Genomic DNA, 22,310 nt, shown 5'->3' on the forward strand with positions numbered 1-22,310 from the left:
GCCGGCTTTCACGCGTGGCGCGGAACACGAACCGTCAGGGGGAACAGCACCGGAACGTCGTATCCGTATCCAGTATCCCACAAGCCGGGACGACTCGAACGCGTGTCACTCGAGCCTGGTATATGAGCCGATTATGCGGCTTTTCAAGACCTCGCGCTTGGCCGCGTGCTGCTAAGCAAAGCCGGAAAAACCCTGAAAATGGGTTCTTTACAACGTCCCTCTCAACGTCTAAAAATTCCACTTGACACTCCAATAAAGAGCGCCAACAATCAAGCTGGCACTTTTTTCAATTTGCCGGTCGGCAAAATGAAAGAGGCCGAAGGTGAGCTTGTGAGGGGGGAACGGCTGCATTTTCCGGTCGTTTAGCTTTTCGAGCGTGCTCGTGGTAAGTAGCAGCGACTGTGTGACAGGGGAAGTAGGAAATGGCAACTGGTATCGTTAAGTGGTTCAACGACGCGAAGGGCTTCGGTTTCATCACTCCCGATGAGGGCGGTGAGGATCTGTTTGCGCACTTCTCGGCTATCACCATGAATGGCTTCAAGACGCTGAAGGAAGGCCAGAAGGTGAGCTTTGACGTCGTTCAAGGACCGAAGGGCAAGCAAGCGTCGAACATCCAGGCCGCATAAGGCACCGGATATCAGACGAAGAAACCCGGCGCAGGTATTGCGCCGGGTTTCTTTATTTGAGGCCGGCCAATCGATTATCGATTGGCCGGCCTTTTCGTTCAATCCCGATAATTGAACACGTATTGTCTTGTCACGCGCGCAGATCGGATACTCATCCGGCGCGTGAAACACATTCACCTCTTCGTTACACGACCTTCAGCGTGCCCATCATGCCGAGATCCTCGTGTTCGAGAATGTGGCAATGAAACATGCGTTCGCCGGACATGTCTTGCGTGACGAGAATCGTCACGGTTTCACCGCTGCGCACGTTCACGGTATCGCGCCATGCGCGGAACGGTTCGCTCGTGCGCGAACCGCCCGACGCGCGCTCGACCACCTGGAACTGCGTGCCATGCAGGTGGAACGGGTGATCCATGTCGGTGCCGTTGCGGATCGTCCAGCGCTCGATGTCGCCACGGCGGCTCGTCAGCGTCGCGCGATGCGGCGCGTAGGTGTCGCCGTTGATCGTGAAGCGCATGCCCGCCGGGCGACCGTGCGCCCCGCCCTTCATCATCGCGTCCATATCCATCTCTTCGCCGAACGCGACCTCCTTGTGCGCAACCGGCTCGCCTAGCGGCGGCACCGCGCGCAGGGTCGCCGGCAGCGCACGCGCGGCGGCCGGCGCGAACGCGACATCGGCCAGGGCCAGCGCCGGATCGGGCGGCAGGCTGCCGTGTCCGTCATCGTGCGACATCGCCATCTTGCGGCGGTCGTATTCGGCCGCCTGCAGCACGGCGCGCGACGCATGATCGCCGGCGCGTACCAGCAGCTCCGCCCGTTCGCCCGGCGCGATCAGCAGCGACGTGACTCGGCGCGGTGCGTCGAACAGCCCGCCATCCGTGCCCGCGTGCTCGAACGCGCGGCCGTCGTCGAACGCGACGCGCAGGTAGCGCGCACTGCACGCGTTCCACACGCGCCAGCGCTCGTCGCTCGCGACGTCGATCCGCGGCCAGCGCGCGCCGTTGACCAGCACGAACTGGCCCTCGCGGCCGTTCATCCAGTCCATCATGTCGTTCGGTGCAATCGTGCCGTCGCGCGCAAGCTTCAGGTCCGACACGAACAGGTTGCGCTCGGGCCAGCCCGCCAGCGGATCGTCCGCGGCGCGCACGACGAACGGGCCGGCCAGCCCGCGGAAGACCTGCTCGGCCGTCATCATGTGCGGATGCGGGTGGTACCAGTAGGTACCGGCACTCCCCTTCGGCAGCGTGAAGCGGTACACGCGCGACGCGCCGGGCGCGACGGGATTGGAAGGATTGCCGTCCTGGTCGGGCGGCACGGGCAGGCCGTGCCAGTGGATCGTCGACGGCTGCGGCAGCTTGTTCACGAACTTGATCTCGACCGTGTCGCCTTCGCGCACGTCGATCATCGGACCGACGACGGGGCCTTGCGTGCCCGCGCCGAACTGCCAGAACGTGGTCGGCCCTGCACCATGCAGCATCGGGCGCGCCACGGGCTGCGCCACCAGCGTGGCGCGGAACGTGCCGGGCTCGCGGCTTTCGTTCGCGAGCGTGCGCAGCGCCGCGAGCGGCGCGCCGGCCGGCAACGCGTCGGCGGCCGCGAGCGCGGCCGGTGCGGACTTGCCGTGCTGCCCGTGACCCGCCATCCCTGACATACCCGACATGCCGGGCATGTCGTCCATCGAATCCATGCCGGCCATGCCGGCGTGACCAGCATGCTGCGCCCACGCGGCGCGCGCGAACAGCGACGCGGCCGCGACACCGATGGCGCGCGACAGGAAGGTTCTCCGTATCATCAATCGTTCCTCGTTATCCATGCTGCGTCGCGCGGCCGCCGCGACGCCCGCGCCTGCCGGTTGAAGCGCCGATGCGCGACGCAAATCCTGAAGCCCGCGTCATCATAACCGCAGGCCCATATCGAAAATCCCCACCGCCCGCCGGGCGGCGATACGCCGCAGGGTTCGACGACGCCGCGCCCGATTCGGCACGCATCGACCGACACCGTCGACCAGCGCTGCACGACCATTCACTCGCGACCGCAACACCGCTCACCCCTGCCCGTTGCCGCTTCCGGGCGGTCACCTGACGCGTGCCGTTCGGCCCAGCCGACGCGTCAATCACTTCACCGATTCACAAACCCGCCGATATTTCACGATGCGGAACAAGTCTCTGCGTTGTAAAAATTCGTGGTGCAGGGCACAAATTTCCCGTTTCGCGATGCCAAAAAACGTTCCGCAATACAAAATGAAGATTGTAATTATTTGTTTTTAAAAGAGAATTTTTGTTTAGTGAAGCCGTTCTACATGCACCATCCGAGCGGGTCGCGGACGTAGACTTTGTCCCATGCACTGACGCTTCGCCACGACGTTCGATACGGAACCCGGCGCAAGCAGCCAGTCGGGCCACAGCCGGCCGAACCGGCAAGCGGCACAACAGAATCGCTTGTGATCAGAAAGGGAGAACGGAAATGAAGGGATTTCGCTTTGGTTCAGCGCTCGGGTCGTTCTACATCCTGCCGGGTAACGGCGGCTGGGAAGCGACGTTCGGCAACGCCCTGCTCGGCGCATTCTCGTGCCCCGAAGTGGCAGCCGACCACATCTCCCGCGGCGACTGCGAGCAACTGTCCGAACTGGACACGGCAACGCTCGAAGTGCCGCACGAAATCGCCGAATGGGAAATCGTTCACGTCTGAATGACAAGCCAGCAACGAAAAACGCCCCGGGCGTCCGGGGCGTTTTTCTTTTGTAGCCGACGGCAGGCAGCAATGCCCGCCGCGCCGGCACACGCAACGACCCGCGCGATCGCGCGGCCCGCGTCAGGCGACCGCGTCGACGATGCCGTTCAGCGTTGCGCTCGGGCGCATTGCCTGGCTCGTCAGGTCGACGTTCGGACGGTAGTAGCCGCCGATGGCCTGTGCCTTGCCCTGCGCGGCCGCCAGTTCTTCCAGAATGCGCGCTTCGCTGTCGGACAGCGCCTTCGCCACGCGTTCGAACTGCGCCTTCAGCGCCGCGTCCTCGGTCTGCTCGGCCAGCGCCTGCGCCCAGTACAGGCACAGGTAGAAGTGGCTGCCGCGGTTGTCGAGACCACCAACCTTGCGCGCCGGCGACTTGTTCTCGTCCAGGAACTTGCCGGTCGCCTGGTCGAGCGTCTTCGCGAGCACGACCGCCTTCGGGTTCTGGTATGCGTTGCCGAGGTGCTCGAGCGACGCGGCCAGCGCGAGGAATTCACCGAGCGAATCCCAGCGCAGGAAGCCTTCCTCGACGAACTGCTGGACGTGCTTCGGCGCGGAACCGCCCGCACCCGTTTCGAACATCCCGCCGCCGGCCATCAGCGGCACGATCGACAGCATCTTCGCGCTGGTGCCGAGTTCCATGATCGGGAACAGGTCGGTCAGGTAGTCGCGCAGCACGTTGCCGGTGACCGAGATCGTGTCCTTGCCCGCACGGATGCGCTCGAGCGAGAAACGCGTCGCGTCGACCGGCGTCATCACGCGGATGTCGAGGCCGTTCGTGTCGTGATCCTTCAGGTAACGCTCGACCTTCGCGATGATCTGCGCGTCGTGTGCGCGCGCCGGATCGAGCCAGAACACGGCCGGTGCGCCGGTCGCACGCGCGCGGTTCACCGCGAGCTTGACCCAGTCCTGCACCGGCGCGTCCTTCGTCTGGCACATGCGCCAGATGTCGCCCGATTCCACTGCATGCTCGAGCAGCACGTTGCCCGCTTCGTCGGTGACGCGCACGACGCCGTCCGCCGGGATCTGGAACGTCTTGTCGTGCGAACCGTATTCTTCAGCCGCCTGCGCCATCAGGCCGACGTTCGGCACGCTGCCCATCGTGACCGGATCGAACGCGCCATGCTCCTTGCAGTCCTCGATCACGGCCTGGTAGACACCTGCGTAGCAGCGGTCCGGAATCACGGCCTTCGCGTCGTACAGCTGGCCGTCCGGGCCCCACATGCCGCCCGAGTCGCGGATCATCGCCGGCATCGATGCGTCGACGATCACGTCGCTCGGCACGTGCAGATTCGTGATGCCCTTGTCCGAGTTGACCATCGCGAGGCGCGGACGAACCGCGTATTCGGCCTTGATGTCGGCTTCGATCGCTTCGCGCGTGTCGGCCGGCAGGTCCTTCAGGCGCGCGTACAGGTCGCCGATGCCGTTGTTCTGGTTGAAGCCGACCTGCGACAGCACCTCCGCGTGCTTCGCGAGCGCGTCGCGGTAGAACACCGACACGAAGTGACCGAACAGGATCGGGTCCGAGACCTTCATCATGGTCGCCTTCAGGTGCACCGAGAACAGCACGTCCTGCGCCTTCGCATCGGCGATCTGCGCGTCGATGAAGCTGCGCAGCGCGTTGCGGCTCATCACCGATGCGTCGATCACTTCACCGGCCTTCACGGCCGTCTTTTCCTTCAGCACCTTCTTCGCGCCGTCGGCCGTCGTGAGCTCGATCTTCACGCTGCCGGCATCGGCGATCAGCGCCGACTTCTCGCTGCCGTAGAAGTCGCCTTCGCTCATGTGCGCGACGTGCGCCTTCGACGTGGCCTTCCACGCGCCCATCTTGTGCGGATGCTTGCGTGCGTAGTTCTTGACCGACAGCGGCGCGCGGCGGTCGGAGTTGCCTTCGCGCAGCACCGGGTTCACCGCGCTGCCCTTGATCTTGTCGTAGCGCGCCTTGACCGCCTTCTCTTCGTCCGTCGACGGATCTTCCGGATAGGCCGGCAGCTGGAAGCCCTGCGCCTGCAGTTCGGCGATCGCGGCCTTGAGCTGCGGCACCGATGCGCTGATGTTCGGCAGCTTGATGATGTTCGCTTCCGGCTTCAGCGTGAGCTGGCCCAGTTCGGCCAGATCGTCGGAACCCTTCTGCTCCGACGGCAGGACGTCTGCGAATGCCGCGATGATGCGGCCGGCGAGCGAGATGTCGCGCGTCTCGACGGCAACGCCGGACGAGCGCGTGAAAGCCTTGACGATCGGCAGCAGCGAATAGGTCGCGAGCGCGGGCGCTTCGTCAGTGAGGGTGTAGATGATCTTGGGCGAAGTGGACATGGTCGATGCGTTGCTACGTGAAAATTTTGACTGAGAGCGCCGGCGGGTAACCGGCGGGGAGCGACCGGGTCGGTCGCGAAAAGGGCGCGCCGGCTCAGCCGGGCGGTGGTGCTGCGAGGGCCGTCATGTTCTACCTTGCAGGGGCTCCGGGCCGCATCGCGGCGCCGCGGCCCGCATGCCGGACCGCCCTGCCAACAAACCTGCCATCCACGAAACGCTCCGGCGCCGGCAGTAGGCGCCGGGGCGGCCGGACACGCGCCGGCCCACCCCGGAAGGGGACTTACATGTTCTCGATCAGCACTTCACCGAAGCCCGAGCACGACACCTGCGTCGCACCTTCCATCAGGCGCGCGAAGTCGTACGTAACGCGCTTCTGCAGGATCGACTTCTCCATCGAGGCAATGATCGTATCGGCTGCTTCCGTCCAGCCGAGGTGGCGCAGCATCATTTCCGCCGACAGGATCTCGGAACCGGGGTTCACGTAATCCTTGCCTGCATACTTCGGCGCGGTGCCGTGCGTCGCTTCGAACATCGCGACCGAATCCGACAGGTTCGCGCCCGGCGCGATGCCGATGCCGCCAACCTGCGCGGCCAGCGCGTCGGAGATGTAGTCGCCGTTCAGGTTCAGCGTCGCGATCACGTCGTATTCGGCCGGGCGCAGCAGGATCTGCTGCAGGAATGCGTCGGCGATCGAATCCTTGATCACGATCTCGTTGCCCGTCTTCGGGTTCTTCACGCGCATCCACGGGCCGCCGTCGATCAGCTCGCCGCCGAATTCCTTCTGTGCAAGCGCGTAGCCGGCGTCACGGAACAGGCCTTCCGTGAACTTCATGATGTTGCCCTTGTGCACCAGCGTGACCGACTTGCGATCGTTGTCGATCGCGTACTGGATCGCCTTGCGCACGAGACGCTCGGTGCCTTCGGTCGACACGGGCTTGACGCCGATCCCCGAGGTTTCCGGGAAGCGGATCTTCTTCACGCCCATCTCGTCCTGCAGGAACTTGATCACCTTCTTCGCCTGCTCGGAGCCCGCGGCCCATTCGATGCCTGCGTAGATGTCTTCCGAGTTCTCGCGGAAGATCACCATGTCGATCTTTTGCGGCTCGCGCACCGGCGACGGCACGCCCTTGAAGTACTGCACCGGGCGCAGGCACACGTACAGGTCGAGTTCCTGGCGCAGCGCGACGTTCAGCGAACGGATGCCGCCGCCGACCGGGGTCGTGAGCGGCCCCTTGATCGACACCACGTATTCCTTGAGCACCTGCAGCGTTTCGTCCGGAAGCCACACGTCCGGACCGTACACCTTCGTCGCCTTCTCGCCCGCGAAAATCTCCATCCAGTGGATCTTGCGCTTGCCCTTGTAGGCATGCGCGACCGCCGCGTCGACGACCTTGATCATGACCGGGGTGATATCGAAGCCCGTACCGTCGCCTTCGATATAGGGAATGATCGGCTGATCGGAAACGTTGAGCGAGAAGTCCTTGTTGACGGTGATCTTGTCACCGCCTTCCGGAACCTTGATGTGCTGATACGGCATGATCGACTCCAGTGACGTGGCTGAGCAGGTGATGCTGGTCGAAGCTGCGCGCGCGGCGGGGGCGCGGCATGGCCACCCCGTGACGGCAACAGCGAGCCGCTATTCTAGCGCCCCAACCGGGCACTTCGGCATGAAGCGCGGCACTGCGTATCAAGACCCCACTTATGTCTTATATAAGACAGAGGACTTGCCGTTCCGTATTATGCATTAAGATTCCGCCATTTGCCATAGACCGCCCGCCCCCGCTTCCCGCGGCGCGCCGGGCGGACGCCCCGCCATGAACCTGATCGCCCTCAACAAGCCGTTCGGCACGATTTGCCAGTTTTCCGCGCACGAGACGCGCCCGTCGCTCGGCGACTGGGTAAAAACGCCCGGCGTCTACGCGGCCGGCCGGCTGGACGCGGACAGCGAGGGGCTGCTGCTGCTCACCGACGACGGCGCGCTGCAGGCGCGCATCGCCGAGCCGCGCCACAAGCTCGTCAAGCGCTACTGGGCGCAGGTAGAGGGCGCGCCCGGGCCCGCAGACCTGAAGGCGCTCGCGCGCGGCGTCGACCTCGGCGACTACGTGACGCGCCCGTGCCGCGCCGAATTCATCGAACCGCCCGACACGCTGTGGCCGCGCAATCCGCCGATCCGCTACCGCGCCGCGATCCCGACGACGTGGATCGAGCTTGCAATCACCGAGGGCAAGAACCGGCAGGTGCGCAGGATGACGGCGGCCGTCGGCTTCCCGACGTTGCGCCTGGTGCGCGTCGGCGTCGGTGCACTGGATATATTCGCGCTCGGCATTGCACCGGGAGAAACAATCGCGCTGCCGCCGCGCGCGCCGTGGGACGGTTTCGCGCCCGCCGGATGACGAATTCGGGACGCGCGAATTTTTCGTCATCTTTTTCGTCAACCGCCCGCGAAGATCGCGCGTTAAACCACGCAGATGCCAACCTTAGCTATCCGGCATTGGCAGCCGAACCCGTGTTTGCGTCACGAAAGCGACGTTTTTATCGAATACGATTCGGCGCCCGCAGCGCAATGAGAAATTTCTCGAAGCGTCTGTCAACCGAAAGGTGGATGGCACCGTTAGACGACATGACTCCTATTGCCGGGTCATTTGGTTAATTAACTAAAGCTGAGGAACACAACATGAACAAACTGATCGCCGCTCTGGTCGCTGGCCTCTTCGCAACGGCTGCTTTCGCACAAGCATCGGCTCCGGAAGCTGCTCCGGCTGCTGCTGAAGCTGCTTCGGCACCGGCTAAGCACGCTGCTAAGAAGCACCACGCAGCTAAGAAGCACCACAAGGCATCGAAGAAGGCTGCAGCAAGCGACGCAGCAGCACCGGCAGCTGCTTCGAACTAAGTAAGCTTGCTGTAATAACGCAGTCAAGAACACGCAGTCTTGCCGTTCTTACGGCGTTGAAAGGCAGATCACCGCAAGGCGATCTGCCTTTTTCTTTTGTGTGCCCGCCTGCGCGCATCGCGTACCATGCGGGTCTCGTTTTCCAGATAGGAGCCTTGCTGTGCAATTCTCCCTGCGCTCGTCGCTCGGCCGCCTTGCGCGCGCCGCCGTGTTTCCCGCCGCGCTCGCCGTCCTCGCGCTCGGCATGCAGGCCGCCAGCGCGCAAGTGCCGCCCGGCGCCAAGCAGCCGAGCGAATTCCCGCGTGTGAAGCTGCGCGCCGGCATGTACGTGATCGACGCGGCCGTCGCCGCGAACGACCCCGACCGCGAACAGGGGCTGATGTACCGTTCGCAGCTCGCGCCGAACGAAGGCATGCTGTTCGTGTTCAACGAGAACGCGGTGCACTGCTTCTGGATGAAGAACACGCTGATCCCGCTGTCGATCGCGTTCATCCGCGCCGACGGCACGATCACCGACATCGACGAGATGAAGGCCGAGACGACCGACAACCACTGCCCGCGCAACAACGGCGTCTATGCGCTCGAAATGAGCAAGGGCTGGTTCGCGGCGAAGGGCATCAAGCCCGGCATGAAGCTCGAAGGCCTGCCGAAGGCCCCGTAACGGCCATTGCCGCGGCGTCGCGCCGCGCACTGACCGAAGCCGGCCGCCCGTAGCGCGCCGGCTTTTTTTTCGCCTGTCGGCGGCGGCACCCGGCTTGATTCCGCCGGTGCCGGCCGCATCTGCAAAAGCCACGCGCAAGCGCTATCCTTTAAGTCTAGCTTGTCCATTCCGGGCCTGCCCTGCCGGCCCGCTTACGATCCGAACCTAAGGAGGTTCACGTGCCCCGCAAAACCCCCATCGAGCGCTATCGCAATATCGGGATCAGCGCTCACATCGATGCCGGCAAGACCACGACGACCGAGCGCATCCTGTTTTACACCGGCGTGAGCCACAAGATCGGTGAAGTGCACGACGGCGCGGCCACGATGGACTGGATGGAGCAGGAGCAGGAACGCGGTATCACGATCACGTCGGCGGCGACCACGGCCTTCTGGAAGGGCATGGCCGGCAACTATCCGGAGCACCGGATCAACATCATCGACACGCCCGGGCACGTCGACTTCACGATTGAAGTCGAGCGCTCGATGCGCGTGCTCGACGGCGCGTGCATGGTCTACGACTCGGTCGGCGGCGTGCAGCCGCAATCCGAAACCGTCTGGCGCCAGGCCAACAAGTACAAGGTGCCGCGCATCGCGTTCGTCAACAAGATGGACCGCGTCGGCGCCGATTTCTTCCGCGTGCAGCGGCAGATCGGCGAGCGCCTGAAAGGCGTCGCCGTGCCGATCCAGATTCCGATCGGCGCGGAAGATCATTTCCAGGGCGTCGTCGATCTCGTGAAGATGAAGGCGATCGTGTGGGACGACGAAAGCCAGGGCGTGAAGTTCTCGTACGAGGACATTCCGGCGAACCTCGTCGAGCTCGCGCACGAATGGCGCGAGAAGATGGTCGAGGCCGCGGCGGAAGCGAGCGAGGAACTGCTCGAGAAGTACCTGCACGACCACGAATCGCTGACCGAGGACGAGATCAAGGCCGCGCTGCGCAAGCGCACGATCGCGAACGAGATCGTGCCGATGCTGTGCGGCAGCGCGTTCAAGAACAAGGGCGTGCAGGCGATGCTCGACGCCGTGATCGACTACCTGCCGTCGCCGGTCGACGTGCCGGCGATTCTCGGCCACGACTTCGCCGATCCCGAAAAGCCCGCGGAACGCCATCCGAGCGATGACGAGCCGTTCTCGTCGCTCGCGTTCAAGATCATGACCGACCCGTTCGTCGGCCAGCTGATCTTCTTCCGCGTGTATTCGGGCGTCGTCGAATCCGGCGACACGGTGCTCAACGCGACGAAGGACAAGAAGGAACGGCTCGGCCGGATCCTGCAGATGCACGCGAACGAGCGCAAGGAAATCAAGGAAGTGCGCGCGGGCGACATCGCGGCGGCCGTCGGCCTGAAGGAAGCGACCACCGGCGACACGCTGTGCGATCCGGCGAAGCCGATCATCCTCGAGAAGATGGAATTCCCGGAACCGGTGATCTCGCAGGCCGTCGAGCCGAAGACGAAGGCCGACCAGGAAAAGATGGGCCTCGCGCTGAACCGCCTGGCACAGGAAGATCCGTCGTTCCGCGTGCAGACCGACGAAGAGTCCGGCCAGACGATCATTTCGGGGATGGGTGAGCTTCACCTCGAAATCCTGGTCGACCGGATGAAGCGCGAATTCGGCGTCGAAGCGACGGTCGGCAAGCCGCAGGTCGCGTATCGCGAGACGGTGCGCACGACGGCGTCCGACGTCGAGGGCAAGTTCGTCAAGCAGTCGGGTGGCCGCGGCCAGTACGGCCACGCGGTGATCACGCTCGAGCCGAACCCCGGCAAGGGCTACGAGTTCCTCGACGAGATCAAGGGCGGCGTGATTCCGCGCGAATTCATCCCGGCCGTCGACAAGGGCATCACCGAAACGCTGAAGAGCGGCGTGCTCGCGGGCTACCCGGTCGTCGACGTGAAGGTGCACCTGACGTTCGGCTCGTACCACGACGTCGACTCGAACGAAAACGCGTTCCGGATGGCCGGCTCGATGGCGTTCAAGGAAGCGATGCGCCGTGCGAAGCCCGTGCTGCTCGAGCCGATGATGGCCGTCGAGGTCGAGACGCCCGAGGACTTCATGGGCAACGTGATGGGCGACCTATCGAGCCGGCGCGGCATCGTGCAGGGGATGGAGGACATCGCGGGCGGCGGCGGCAAGCTGGTGCGCGCCGAGGTGCCGCTTGCGGAGATGTTCGGCTATTCGACGTCGCTGCGTTCGGCCACGCAGGGCCGCGCGACCTACACGATGGAGTTCAAGCACTACGCGGAAACGCCGGCCAACGTATCGGAAGGCGTGATCAGTGCGAAAGTGAAGTAAGCGCGGCGCGATCACTCGCACCGTTGCATGCACGCAAGGCCCGTCCGGTTCCGGACGGGCCTTTTTTCATTCGGCGCGCGCGGCGTTCGCGGCATTTTGATCGGCCCGCCCCGCATTTTTTTCGCGTGCCACAATGGATCGCGATTCGTCAGATGGAACCATCCCGATGCCGCCCACCCCTGCCCTGCGCCGCCTGCTGATGCTCTACGCCGGCCTGATCGCCGCGAACGCCGCCGTCTGGCTGTGGGCGCTCGCCGTGTTGCGCGATCATCCGCTGCTGCTCGGCACCGCGGCAATCGCGTACGGGCTCGGGCTGCGTCATGCGGTCGACGCCGATCACATCGCAGCGATCGACGTCGCGACGCGCAAGCTGATGCAGGAAGGCCAGCGTCCGGTGAGCGTCGGGCTGTTCTTCTCGCTCGGCCATTCGACGATCGTGATCGCCGCGACGCTCGGCATCGCGCTGACCGCGTTCGCGCTGCGCGACCGGTTCGATGCATTCCGCGAAATCGGCGGCACGATCGGCACGGCGGTGTCGGCCACCTTCCTGCTCGTGCTCGCGTGCGTGAACCTCGTGATCCTGCGCGACGTGTGGCGGCGCTATCGCGGCACGCACGGGCACGCGCACGATGCCGCGCATGTGCACCGTCCTGCCGGGCTCGTGTCCCGGCTGCTGCGTCCGCTGTTCCGGTTCGTGTCGAAGAGCTGGCACATGTATCCGGTCGGCGTGCTGTTCGGGCTCGGTTTCGATACTGCAACCGAAATCGGCCTGCTCGCGATCGCCGCCGCACAGGCGAGCCAGGGGCTGCCGGTCTATACGGTCATGCTGTTTCCCGCGCTTTTCACCGCCGGCATGACGCTGATCGACTCGACCGACAACGTGCTGATGATTCACGCGTACGGCTGGGCGATGGACGATCCGCAGCGCAAGCTGCTCTACAACGCGAGCATCACGTTCGTGTCGGCGGCCGTCGCGCTGGCGATCGGCGGGATCGAGGCAGCCGGCCTGCTGGCCGACAAGCTGTCGCTGACGGGCCCCGTGCGCGACGCGCTCGATGCGCTCGGCGAACGCTTCGGCTCGATCGGCTACGGCATCGTCGCCCTGTTCCTCGTCTGCTGGATCGCGTCGATCCTGTTCCACCGCTGGCAGCGCGCGGCCGATGCGCCTGCGCGCTGAACATAGCTCAGACGTTTCACTCCGGAAACAAAACTCCCCCCAAAGACGTTGCATGCACCGTCGCGTGATCGCTCGCGCCTTGCGCGACGGGCGCTAGCGGCCGGTGGCACGGATCTCGCAGATAGAGATTCGCACGGCGGGCCCGCATGCCGTTCCGCGATCGCGGCTGGCGTCCAGCGCCCGCCCGAAAGCGATCGGCTGCCGACAGGACTACGAACCTTTACCGGCCCCCTGCACCACACGTAGATCGCCGCGCGGCGACGAGGCATCGCGCGCATGGGGAGGCCATGATGCTCAAGACGAAACAACCGTTCCGTACGCCGGGACGGCGCTATCGCGCAACCTTGTTCGCCGCAGCCGCGTTCGCGTGCTGCTGCTCCTATGCCGTCGCACAAGACGCGACACCGGACTCCGCGGCCGATGCAGTTGTCAGCGCGGACGCCATCATGACACTGGTCGACGACGCTTCGCCGTGCGCGGCCAATCCGGCTGCGTGCGCGGTGCACGTCTTCGCCGGTGGGCATGTCGGCGGTAATGGCGCCGGCTCGAACGGCAATGGCAATGGCGGCAGCCCCGGTAGCGGAAATGGCAATGGCGGCGGCAGCGGCAACAACGGGAACGGTACCGTCGGACCTGCTGGCATCGGCGGAACGACAAGCGGAACATCCGGCGGCACGAGTGGCTCAGGCGGCTCGGGTCGCGGAGGGAATGCGTCTGGCACCGGGGGCTCGGGTGGCGGTACCTCCGGTGGCGGCACTTCGGGCGGTGGTACTTCGGGCGGTGGCAATTCCGGTGGCGGCACTTCCGGTGGCGGTACTTCGGGCGGTGGTACTTCCGGCGGCGGTACTTCCGGTGGCGGCACTTCGGGTGGCGGCACTTCGGGTGGCGGCACGTCCGGTGGCGGTACTTCGGGCGGCGGTACTTCCGGCGGCGGTACTTCCGGTGGCGGCACTTCCGGTGGCGGTACTTCCGGTGGCGGTACTTCCGGTGGCGGTACTTCGGGTGGCGGCACTTCGGGTGGCGGTACTTCGGGCGGCGGTACTTCCGGTGGCGGCACTTCGGGTGGCGGCACTTCGGGCGGCGGTACTTCGGGTGGCGGCACTTCGGGTGGCGGCACTTCGGGTGGCGGCACTTCGGGTGGCGGCACTTCGGGCGGCGGTACTTCCGGTGGCGGTACTTCAGGCGCTGGCGGTCATGGTGGCCATGGCGGTGGTGGCGACGGTGATGGCGGCGGTCACGGCAATGGTGGTGGTCACGGCGACGGTGATGGCGGTGGTCACGGCAACGGCGGCCATGGCGACGGTGATGGCGGCGGTCACGGCAATGGTGGTGGCCACGGCAATGGCGACGGCGGTGGTCACGGCAACGGTGGCCATGGCGACGGTGATGGCGGCGGTCACGGCAACGGTGGCGGTCACGGAAATGGCGACGGCGGCGGTCACGGCAACGGCGGACATGGCGACGGTGATGGCGGCGGTCACGGCAATAGTGGTGGCCACGGCAATGGCGACGGCGGCGGTCACGGCAATGGTGGCCACGGTAATGGCGGTGGCAACGGCAATGGAAACGGCAGTGGCGGCGCCGGCAATGGCGGGGCCAACGGTACCGGCAACGGTCGCGGCAATGGCAATGGTGCTGGCGGCAACGGTGGCCAGGGCAGTAGTGGCGGCAACGGCGGTCCGAGTAACGGCGGCGGTACCGGCGGCAACAGTGGCCACGGCAATGGCGGCGGCAACGGCAATGGAAACGGCAGTGGCGGCGCCGGCAATGGCGGGGCCAACGGTGTCGGCAACGGCCATGGCAACGGGAACGGCAATGGCGGCGGTCACGGCAGCAGTGGATCGTCCGGAGGCAACCACTGACCGGCCGCGTCTCCCGGCCGGGTGTCGTCAGAGCATCTCGAGCGCGCGCTTGCTGCGTGGCGGCCGGAAGTACGCGTCAAGCTGCGCGCGCTCGTCATCGCTGAACACGAAATCGAGCGCGGCCCGGTTGTCGCGCACGTGTTCGAGCCGCGACGCCTTCGGGATCGCGAACACCCCCGGCTGCGCGAGCACCCACGCAAGCGCGACGCGCATCACCGACACGCCGCGCTGCCGCGCGATCTCGTCGAGCGGCGAGCGCTTCGGCAGCCGCCCGTGATCGACCGGGCTGTACGCCATCGCCGGCATCCGGTGCTCGGCGAGCCACGGCAGCAGGTCGAATTCCGGGCCGCGCCGCGCGATGTTGTAGAGGATCTGGTTGGTCGCGCACGCGCCGCCACCAGCTCCATCGACGAGTTCGTCCATGTCGGCCGTATCGAAGTTGCTGACACCCCAGTGACGGATCTTGCCGGCGCGCTGCAGCGCTTCGAAGCCTTCGACCGTCTCCTCGAGCGGCACCGAGCCGCGCCAGTGCAGCAGATACAGGTCGAGGCGATCGGTACCCAGGCGCTTGAGGCTCGCATCGCACGCGGCAACGACGCCGCGTCGGCTCGCATGGTGCGGATAAACCTTGCTGACGAGGAACACATCGTCGCGCAGACCCGCGAGCGCCTCGCCGACCAGTTCCTCGGTCGCGCCGTCGCCGTACATCTCGGCCGTATCGACCAGCGTCATCCCGAGCGCGACGCCTTCGCGCAGCGCGGCAATCTCGTCCGCGCGCCGGGCCGGCCGCTCGCCCATTTCCCACGTGCCCAGGCCAAGCTTCGGAATCGTCTCGCCGTCCGGCAGGACGACCGTGGCGATCGTGTCTGTCATGCGTTCCTCGTTGCGGATTCGTGACCGCGCACCGCGGCCCAGGCATGGAATACGACGCATCAGTGTAGTCAATCGGCGCGCGATTCACCTATTGCACGGCAAAAACCGGCTATAACGGCGCCACGTGATGACTTAGAATGGCCGCAATCAGATCGATACCCATTCCATGAAGGCATCCACGGACGACCGCTGGCAGGACCTGCGCCCCGACCCCGACAACGACACGCCGCTCTACCTGCAGCTCGCCCGCAAGCTCGGCGACGCGATCCACGACAACCGCTGGACGGCCGGTGAGGCATTGCCCTCCGAGCGCGTGCTGTCCGATGCGCTCGGCGTATCGCGCATCACCGCGCGCAAGGCGATCGCGCTGCTCGTCGAGCAAGGCCTGATTCGCCGCACTCAGGGCGCCGGCAACTTCATCCAGCCGCGCTACGAAGATCCGCTGTCGCGGCTGTCGAGCTTCAGTGAAATGCTCGAACGGCGCGGCTTCAAGCCGAGCTCGCAATGGCTCGCGCGCGAGATCCAGCCGGCGAACCGCGACGAAGTGATCCAGCTCGGGCTGTCGCCGGCCGCATCGGTCACGCGCCTGAAGCGCCTGCGCCTCGCCGACGGCATCGTGATGGCCGTCGAGAATTCGACGTTCCCCGCGACGCTGATCCCCGATCCGCAGGCGATCGGCGGCTCGCTGTACAGCTATCTCGAAGCACGCGGCACGCCGATCGTGCGCGCGCTGCAGCATTTCCGCGCGGTCAACGCCACCGACGAGATCGCCGAGCAGATGGGCATCGCACCGCACGACGCGCTGCTGCTGATCACACGAATCGGTTATACGTCGGACCAGCGCGCGATCGAACTGACCGATACCTACTGCCGCAACGACTACTACGACTTCGTCGTCGAGCTGCGCAAGTAACGCCGGCCGCGCCGCCGGCGCTCACAGCCAGCGCGCCTCATCGGTGCCGAGCGGCACGGGCGGGCGCGCAAGCGACGGCGGTGTCGCCGACAACCGCTCGGCCGGCCGCACCGCGTCAAGCGTGCCGAACGGCGACGCGATGCGCTCGATCCGGTCGCGCACGTCGGTGCGCGCGAAATCGGGCGCCTGCAAGCCGTCCGGCACGATGCCGAACGACTGCAGCCAGCGTCCCGTCTGCGCGAGCGACAGTCGCACGTGCCAGCTTCCCCCTTCGCGCGCCCGGCGCGCGAGCGCGATCATCGCGCCGAACGCCGCCAGATAGCCCGTTGCATGATCGAGCGCCTGACACGGCAGGTGGCGCGGCGCATCCGCGTGCGCGGCCTGCTGCTCCTGCCACGCAATCCCGCTCGCCGACTGCACGAGGCTGTCGAAGCCACGCCGCTGCGCCCATGGCCCCGCGGGCCCGTACGCGGATATCGATACGTACACGATGCCGGGCCGCCGCGCCGCCAGCGCTTGCGGCCCGAACCCGCGCGCCGCGAGCGCGCCGGGCCGGTACGACTGCAGGAACACATCCACATCGCGTGCGAGCGCATGCAGCGTTTCAATGCCCGCCGCGTCGCGCAGGTCGATCCACGTCGAACGCTTGCCGCGCCCGTTGTCGATCACGAGCGGTGCGATGTTCGGCAGGTGCGGCCCGTTGACGAGCAGCGTCTGCGCGCCATGCGACGCCAGCGTGCGGCCCGCGACCGGCCCCGCGATGATCCGAGTGAGATCGAGCACGCGCACTCCGGCGAGCGGCTGGCCGGCTTCGCCGCGGCCGATCGGCTCGACCGGTGCGTCGCCAATTCGCTCGATCTCGAGCAGCGATAACGGTGCAATCGCGCGCGCCTGCTCGAGTGACGCCCACTCGTCAGGTGTTCTGATCAATGCGGCGCACAGCCCGGCCTCGGCCAGCGCAGTATCGAGTGCCACACCGTCCCGCGTGCGGATCGCAGCGGCGACATCATCCCGCTGCTCGCCGCAGCCGAGTACGTCGAGAATCCCGCGCAGGTGATGCGGGAAGTTTGCGTGCAACTGGATCCAGCGTCCGTCGCCCGTCTCGAAGAAACCCGTCACCGGATGACGCAACTCCGGCGGTGGACCATCGTCCACGCGCAGGTAGCGTTCACTACGAAACGCGACGAGCGCATCGCGCACCGACACATCGACGGATTGCGCGACGCCTGTGCGAAGCCGATGGCATTCGGCCGCCGCGAGCCCGGCTGCCGCGATCGTCGCCGCGGCCAGCGTGCCGACCCGGAAGGTCGACGGCAGCGTCGGGTCCTGCCCCGTCACGGTCGCACGGGCCAGTGCGTCGGGGTCGCCGTGTGCGAGCCGCCACAGGTGCTTCAACGCGAGTTCGGGTGTCATGGCGAGAGGGGGGCGGTGGGAGACACAGGATCGAGTCTAGAATTCTCGACAGTCGCGAGCAATCCTGATTGCGAGAGTCAGCCCATCACGCACGGCGCGTAGCGCGGGTGTATCTCCTACACCCCGGCACGAGCGGCCTACATCTCATCTCCGAGCGCAGGAAACCTGCCGGCATCCTCGGTGCCGGCGTAACCCCCGGCACATTTGAACCGTGACCTGCTGTGCTCGCTGCCGGACAGCGCGATCAGGCACCGCGGCAACCACGCGGACAAAATGCGGCTACCCGCACGCCACAGTGCCAACGCGAAGCGCTCCGGCAGCGGCGTCGCACGTTCGCTCGACCGGGGCGTGCCGGAGCCGTGCTCGCCAATCACGTCGATCGCCAGCCGGTCGCGCAGCCGGCCGGATTGCACATGCGCTCGAATAACGCGCGGACAGAGAGCCCGCCCAGCCGCGAGCGTGCTAAGTCGGCAGCGACGCAGGCGCGTGACGCCGGGCGTCGCGCCATGCGACGAGCGGCCTCCACCACGCCTGCGCGGCGCGCCTGGCCCGCACCTCGAGCGGACCGAACGCGAACGTCGCACCCTGTGCCCCCGCGCTGACCCATACGCGCATGCCGGGCGTGAGCATCAGCGAATCGCCGGCGCCGAGCCAGTGATCGTCGGGCCTGCCTTCGATCGTCACCCAGGCCTCGCCGTCGGCCACTTCCAGTGCGGTGCGATCGACGATCCGCCACCGACCGGCCGGCTCGTCGCCATCGATCACATAAAGTCGCAGTTCGCGCATGGCAGCCTCCTGGTCGCACGGGTCCGATGGCACCAGTATTTCGGACAGTGGCAGCACACGGACAGATACGGTTGCAGACACTTTTGGCTGAACTGTACTGGTCACTCGACGGGGACGGGCACCCGCCGGCCGGACTGCGCGCCGCCCTTGCGCAGAACCTGCACGGCGCAATGGCTTTCCCTACAATGTCGGCTGTCCCGCGCCACCACCCCGCCCCCCAATGTTCCAGCGCCCGCCTGCCGCCGCTCCCGGCGAAAAGAACCTCACCGTGATGCTCTGGCTCGTCGCAACGGGCTTCTTCATGCAGACGCTCGATTCGACGATCGTCAACACGGCGCTACCGTCGATGGCCGCGAGCCTCGGCGAATCGCCGCTGCGCATGCAGTCGGTCGTGATTGCGTACTCGCTGACGATGGCGGTGATGATCCCCGTGTCGGGCTGGCTCGCCGACACGTTCGGCACGCGGCGCGTGTTCTTCAGCGCGATCCTGGTGTTCTCGCTGGGCTCGCTGCTGTGCGCGAACGCGCATACGCTGACGCAGCTCGTCGCGTTCCGCGTCGTGCAGGGCGTCGGCGGCGCGATGCTGCTGCCGGTCGGGCGGCTCGCGGTGCTGCGCACGTTCCCTGCCGAACGCTACCTGCCCGCGCTGTCGTTCGTCGCGATTCCCGGCCTGATCGGCCCGCTGATCGGGCCGACGCTCGGCGGCTGGCTCGTGAAGATCGCGTCGTGGCACTGGATCTTCCTGATCAACGTGCCGGTCGGTGTCGCGGGCTGCATCGCGACCTTCTATTCGATGCCCGATTCGCGCAACCCGGCCGTCGGCCGCTTCGACCTGAAGGGCTATCTGCTGCTGACGATCGGCATGGTCGCGATCTCGCTGTCGCTCGACGGGCTCGCGGATCTCGGGATGCAGCACGCGGCCGTGCTCGTGCTGCTGATCCTGAGCCTCGCGTGCTTCGTCGCGTACGGGCTGTATGCGGTGCGCGCGCCGCAACCGATCTTCTCGCTCGAGCTGTTCCGGATCCACACGTTCAGCGTCGGGCTGCTCGGCAACCTGTTCGCGCGGATCGGCAGCGGCGCGATGCCGTACCTGATCCCGCTGCTGCTGCAGGTGAGCCTCGGCTACTCGGCGTTCGAGGCCGGGCTGATGATGCTGCCGGTGGCGGCGGCCGGGATGTTCTCGAAGCGGATCATCACGCGCCTGATCACGCAGCACGGCTACCGCAAGGTGCTGCTCGCGAACACGATCATGGTCGGCGTGATGATGGCGAGCTTCGCGCTGATGCGCGACACCGTGCCGGTGTGGGTGAAGGTCGTGCACCTCGCGCTGTTCGGCGGCTTCAACTCGATGCAGTTCACCGCGATGAACACGCTGACGCTGAAGGATCTCGGCACGGGCGGCGCGAGCAGCGGCAACAGCCTGTTCTCGCTCGTGCAGATGCTGTCGATGAGCCTCGGCGTCACGGTCGCGGGGGCGCTGCTCGCGACGTTCACGGGCATGCTGCGCACCGTGACGCCGAGCAACACGCTGCCGGCGTTCCATGCGACGTTCATCTGCGTCGGGATCATCACGGCCGCGTCCGCGTGGATCTTCGCGCAACTCGCGCCCGAGATCCGCAGCGCCGCGCGCAAGACCGACCCGTCCGAGCGCGCATGACGCGCGGCGCGCGCCGAACCGGGTCGGCGCGCACCATTTCGGTGCGGCGCGGCCCCGCGATGCGCCGGCGATGCCCGGCGGTTCGACCGCGACGCGCCGCCGCACGGGGTACGATGCCGTGCACGCTTCTTGCTCGCCTATTCTCTAGGTAAACTGGCAGTCTTCCTTCGGCCGACATCATGAGCATGATCGAAATCGATCCCCCCGGCTTTCAGCCGCCCCGCCCCGTCGCCGGCGACGACGGGAACCGGCGCACCGTGCTGTACGGCGGCTACACCGTGTTCAGCGTGTTCCAGCCCGTTTTCTCGGTGTCGCACCGCCGCGCGATCGGCTATCACGCGTCGCTGCGTGCGCACGACGAGGAAAGCCGCCAGGTGGCGTCGCACGAGGTGTTCACGCAGGCGGCGCGGCGCGGCGACCTGCTCGAGCTCGGCCGGCTCGCCGAATCGCTGCATCTCGGCAACTTCCACGCGTTCGACAGCCATGACGAATGGCTCTTCCTGAGCCTGCATCCGGCTGCGCTGATGGACACCGTCTACAGCGACGCGATGCTCGCGAACCTGAAGGCGCTCGGGCTGCCGCCGCATCGCGTGGTGCTCGAGGTGCCCGAGCAGGCGGGCGGCGAGACGCCGCGCTACGCGGCGATCGTCGACGGGCTGCGCAAGGCCGGCTTCCTGATCGCACTCGTCGGGTTCGGCGCGAAGCATTCGAACATCGACCGCGTGTGGCACCTGCATCCCGACATCGTCACGCTCGACCGCGGCATCCTCGCGCAGGCGAGCGAGCACTCTCATCTCGAACGCGTGCTGCCGGGGCTCGTGTCGCTGCTGCACGAATCCGGCCAGCTCGTGCTGATGGGCGGGCTCGCGACCGAGCGCGACGCGCTGATCGCGCTGGAGTGCGATGTCGATTTCGTGCAGGGCCAGTACTTCGCGGGGCCGAGCGTCGAACCGGTGCAGCCGCAAGCCGCCGCGGGCTGCATGGATACGCTGTCGGCCGCATTGCGGCTGCGCGTCGCGGAACGCGAGCGCACGCAGGCGGAACGGCTCGCCCCGTACGTCGCGGCGCTCGAGGAAGCGAGCCAGAAGCTCGTCGCGGGAGAATCGCTGATCGACGCGGCAGCCATCGTACTCGGGCTGCCCGAGACCGCGCGCTGCTTCCTGCTCGACGCATCGGGGCGCCAGATCGGCGACAACGTGCTCGCACGCGGCAGCGTATCGCAGCGTGCCAAGCGTTTCCGGCCGCTGCTGCATTCCGAAGGCGCGAGCTGGGAACGGCGCCCGTACTTCATCGACGCGATGCGCGCGCCGGGCCGCGTGCATCTGACGCCGCCCTACCTGTCGATCAACGAGGCGCACCTGTGCGTGACCGCGTCGATCGCCGCGCCGGTCGCGACCGGCATGCAGGTGCTCTGCGTCGACATCAACTGGGAAGCGGCACTCAACCGCGAATGAGCGAGGCGCCACCGCACCGCGTTCACGCGGTGGCGGCCCTGCGTACGATCAACCGGTGCACACGCTTGCCGGACGATGCGCTGACGACCTCGTGCTCGTCGATCACCTGCGTGCCCGCGCCGAGCGCCGCCCGCATCCGCGCCGAATCGAGCGGCGTGTAGAGGCGGCCGCGCTCGTCGCGCAACACGCCGTTTCCGGCCACCCGCCAGCTCATGTACAACGTACCGCCCGGCATCAGGAGCTCGGCCAGCCGCGTGGCGGCGGCCGCCGCGTCCGCCTGTTCGAGATGCATGACGACCGTTTCGCACAGCACGTTGCGAAACGCACCGGACGGCACGCCGGCCAGCGCCGGCAGTGTGGCCAGCTCGAAGGTGAGATCCGGATGGCGGCGCCGCGCCTCGTCGAGCAGCGCGGCGCTCGCGTCGTAGCCGCGCACGTCGAAGCCGCGCGACGCGAGCCAGGCCGTATCGCGCCCGGCTCCGCAGCCGACGTCCGCGGTCGGCCCCGGCGAGAAATGCTGCTCCAGCAGCGCGTACATGTCGTCGGGCGCAGCCTGGTCGAGCCAGTCCTGCGCGTATTGCGCGGCATGAGCGTCGTAGGCATCGAGAGTCGGGCGATCCACCATGGT

At 66.5% G+C, this 22,310-nt stretch carries 19 protein-coding genes; 11 read left to right on the plus strand and 8 right to left on the minus strand.

Annotated elements, in window-relative coordinates; all coding sequences use genetic code 11:
- Nucleotides 1-422: 422 nt before the first annotated feature.
- Nucleotides 423-626 carry a cold-shock protein gene (locus BCO18175_RS30585; RefSeq protein ID WP_006478030.1) on the plus strand — a complete coding sequence of 68 codons (204 nt, stop codon included), beginning with the start codon at nt 423-425 and terminating at the stop codon, nt 624-626.
- A 184-nt stretch (nt 627-810) separates the two neighbouring features.
- Here BCO18175_RS30585 and BCO18175_RS30590 read toward each other — a convergent pair whose 3' ends face one another.
- Nucleotides 811-2,418, minus strand: coding sequence for a multicopper oxidase family protein (locus tag BCO18175_RS30590; protein WP_174986433.1), 1,608 nt, complete (start codon nt 2,416-2,418; stop codon nt 811-813).
- Between the two features lie 671 nt (nt 2,419-3,089).
- Between BCO18175_RS30590 and BCO18175_RS30595 the strand changes: the two genes are divergently transcribed.
- Nucleotides 3,090-3,314: a hypothetical protein gene (locus tag BCO18175_RS30595; RefSeq protein WP_006490888.1), complete on the plus strand. Its 225-nt coding sequence runs from the start codon at nt 3,090-3,092 to the stop codon at nt 3,312-3,314.
- Nucleotides 3,315-3,437: 123 nt separating this feature from the next.
- Here the strand turns inward: BCO18175_RS30595 and BCO18175_RS30600 are convergent, their stop codons facing one another.
- Together BCO18175_RS30600 and icd are read right to left on the minus strand one after the other, a co-directional pair.
- Nucleotides 3,438-5,666 carry an NADP-dependent isocitrate dehydrogenase gene (locus BCO18175_RS30600; protein ID WP_174986435.1) on the minus strand — a complete coding sequence of 743 codons (2,229 nt, stop codon included), beginning with the start codon at nt 5,664-5,666 and terminating at the stop codon, nt 3,438-3,440.
- 280 nt (nt 5,667-5,946) lie between these two features.
- A complete protein-coding gene (gene icd, locus BCO18175_RS30605; RefSeq protein ID WP_034178829.1) occupies nt 5,947-7,203 on the minus strand; it encodes an NADP-dependent isocitrate dehydrogenase in 1,257 nt (418 codons plus the stop codon).
- 277 nt (nt 7,204-7,480) lie between these two features.
- Between icd and BCO18175_RS30610 the strand changes: the two genes are divergently transcribed.
- The 6 genes from BCO18175_RS30610 to BCO18175_RS40685 all read left to right on the plus strand — a co-directional run bounded on the left by BCO18175_RS30610 (nt 7,481) and on the right by BCO18175_RS40685 (nt 14,586).
- Nucleotides 7,481-8,059: a pseudouridine synthase gene (locus tag BCO18175_RS30610; protein WP_043190023.1), complete on the plus strand. Its 579-nt coding sequence runs from the start codon at nt 7,481-7,483 to the stop codon at nt 8,057-8,059.
- Between the two features lie 281 nt (nt 8,060-8,340).
- Entirely contained in the window at nt 8,341-8,556 is a 216-nt protein-coding gene (locus tag BCO18175_RS30615) for a hypothetical protein (protein WP_011352970.1), read from the plus strand.
- A 160-nt stretch (nt 8,557-8,716) separates the two neighbouring features.
- Nucleotides 8,717-9,217, plus strand: coding sequence for a DUF192 domain-containing protein (locus BCO18175_RS30620; protein WP_174917536.1), 501 nt, complete (start codon nt 8,717-8,719; stop codon nt 9,215-9,217).
- A gap of 218 nt (nt 9,218-9,435) precedes the next feature.
- A complete protein-coding gene (gene fusA, locus BCO18175_RS30625; RefSeq protein WP_174986437.1) occupies nt 9,436-11,547 on the plus strand; it encodes an elongation factor G in 2,112 nt (703 codons plus the stop codon).
- A gap of 166 nt (nt 11,548-11,713) precedes the next feature.
- On the plus strand, nt 11,714-12,724 hold the full coding sequence (locus BCO18175_RS30630; protein WP_174917538.1) for a HoxN/HupN/NixA family nickel/cobalt transporter: 1,011 nt from the start codon (nt 11,714-11,716) through the stop codon (nt 12,722-12,724).
- A 290-nt stretch (nt 12,725-13,014) separates the two neighbouring features.
- Nucleotides 13,015-14,586: a hypothetical protein gene (locus tag BCO18175_RS40685; RefSeq protein WP_254608190.1), complete on the plus strand. Its 1,572-nt coding sequence runs from the start codon at nt 13,015-13,017 to the stop codon at nt 14,584-14,586.
- 27 nt (nt 14,587-14,613) lie between these two features.
- On the opposite strand, the gene BCO18175_RS30640 is transcribed toward BCO18175_RS40685, so the two are convergent.
- On the minus strand, nt 14,614-15,459 hold the full coding sequence (locus tag BCO18175_RS30640) for an aldo/keto reductase (RefSeq protein WP_174986441.1): 846 nt from the start codon (nt 15,457-15,459) through the stop codon (nt 14,614-14,616).
- Between the two features lie 166 nt (nt 15,460-15,625).
- On the opposite strand from BCO18175_RS30640, the gene BCO18175_RS30645 reads away from it, so the two are divergent.
- A complete protein-coding gene (locus BCO18175_RS30645; protein WP_011352976.1) occupies nt 15,626-16,372 on the plus strand; it encodes a GntR family transcriptional regulator in 747 nt (248 codons plus the stop codon).
- A gap of 21 nt (nt 16,373-16,393) precedes the next feature.
- Here the strand turns inward: BCO18175_RS30645 and BCO18175_RS30650 are convergent, their stop codons facing one another.
- From BCO18175_RS30650 to BCO18175_RS30660, 3 genes are all read right to left on the minus strand, one after another.
- Nucleotides 16,394-17,785 carry a CoA transferase gene (locus BCO18175_RS30650; protein ID WP_174986443.1) on the minus strand — a complete coding sequence of 464 codons (1,392 nt, stop codon included), beginning with the start codon at nt 17,783-17,785 and terminating at the stop codon, nt 16,394-16,396.
- A gap of 137 nt (nt 17,786-17,922) precedes the next feature.
- Complete coding sequence (locus BCO18175_RS30655; RefSeq protein ID WP_174986445.1) at nt 17,923-18,198, minus strand: hypothetical protein; 276 nt, start codon at nt 18,196-18,198, stop codon at nt 17,923-17,925.
- Between the two features lie 49 nt (nt 18,199-18,247).
- A complete protein-coding gene (locus tag BCO18175_RS30660) occupies nt 18,248-18,571 on the minus strand; it encodes a DUF2917 domain-containing protein (protein WP_174986447.1) in 324 nt (107 codons plus the stop codon).
- 220 nt (nt 18,572-18,791) lie between these two features.
- Here BCO18175_RS30660 and mdtD point away from each other — a divergent pair, with 220 nt between their 5' ends.
- Both mdtD and BCO18175_RS30670 read left to right on the plus strand, forming a co-directional pair.
- The gene (gene mdtD, locus BCO18175_RS30665; protein ID WP_174917543.1) at nt 18,792-20,228 is read left to right on the plus strand and encodes a multidrug transporter subunit MdtD; all 1,437 of its coding nucleotides are present in this window, start codon (nt 18,792-18,794) and stop codon (nt 20,226-20,228) included.
- A 179-nt stretch (nt 20,229-20,407) separates the two neighbouring features.
- On the plus strand, nt 20,408-21,682 hold the full coding sequence (locus tag BCO18175_RS30670) for an EAL domain-containing protein (RefSeq protein ID WP_174986449.1): 1,275 nt from the start codon (nt 20,408-20,410) through the stop codon (nt 21,680-21,682).
- A gap of 22 nt (nt 21,683-21,704) precedes the next feature.
- On the opposite strand, the gene BCO18175_RS30675 is transcribed toward BCO18175_RS30670, so the two are convergent.
- Nucleotides 21,705-22,307, minus strand: a complete 603-nt coding sequence (locus tag BCO18175_RS30675) for a class I SAM-dependent methyltransferase (protein ID WP_174986451.1) — start codon at nt 22,305-22,307, stop codon at nt 21,705-21,707.
- Between the last annotated feature and the right edge of the window lie 3 nt (nt 22,308-22,310).

Origin of the sequence: Burkholderia lata (genome assembly GCF_902499335.1) — a bacterium.
Lineage (GTDB): Bacteria > Pseudomonadota > Gammaproteobacteria > Burkholderiales > Burkholderiaceae > Burkholderia > Burkholderia lata_B.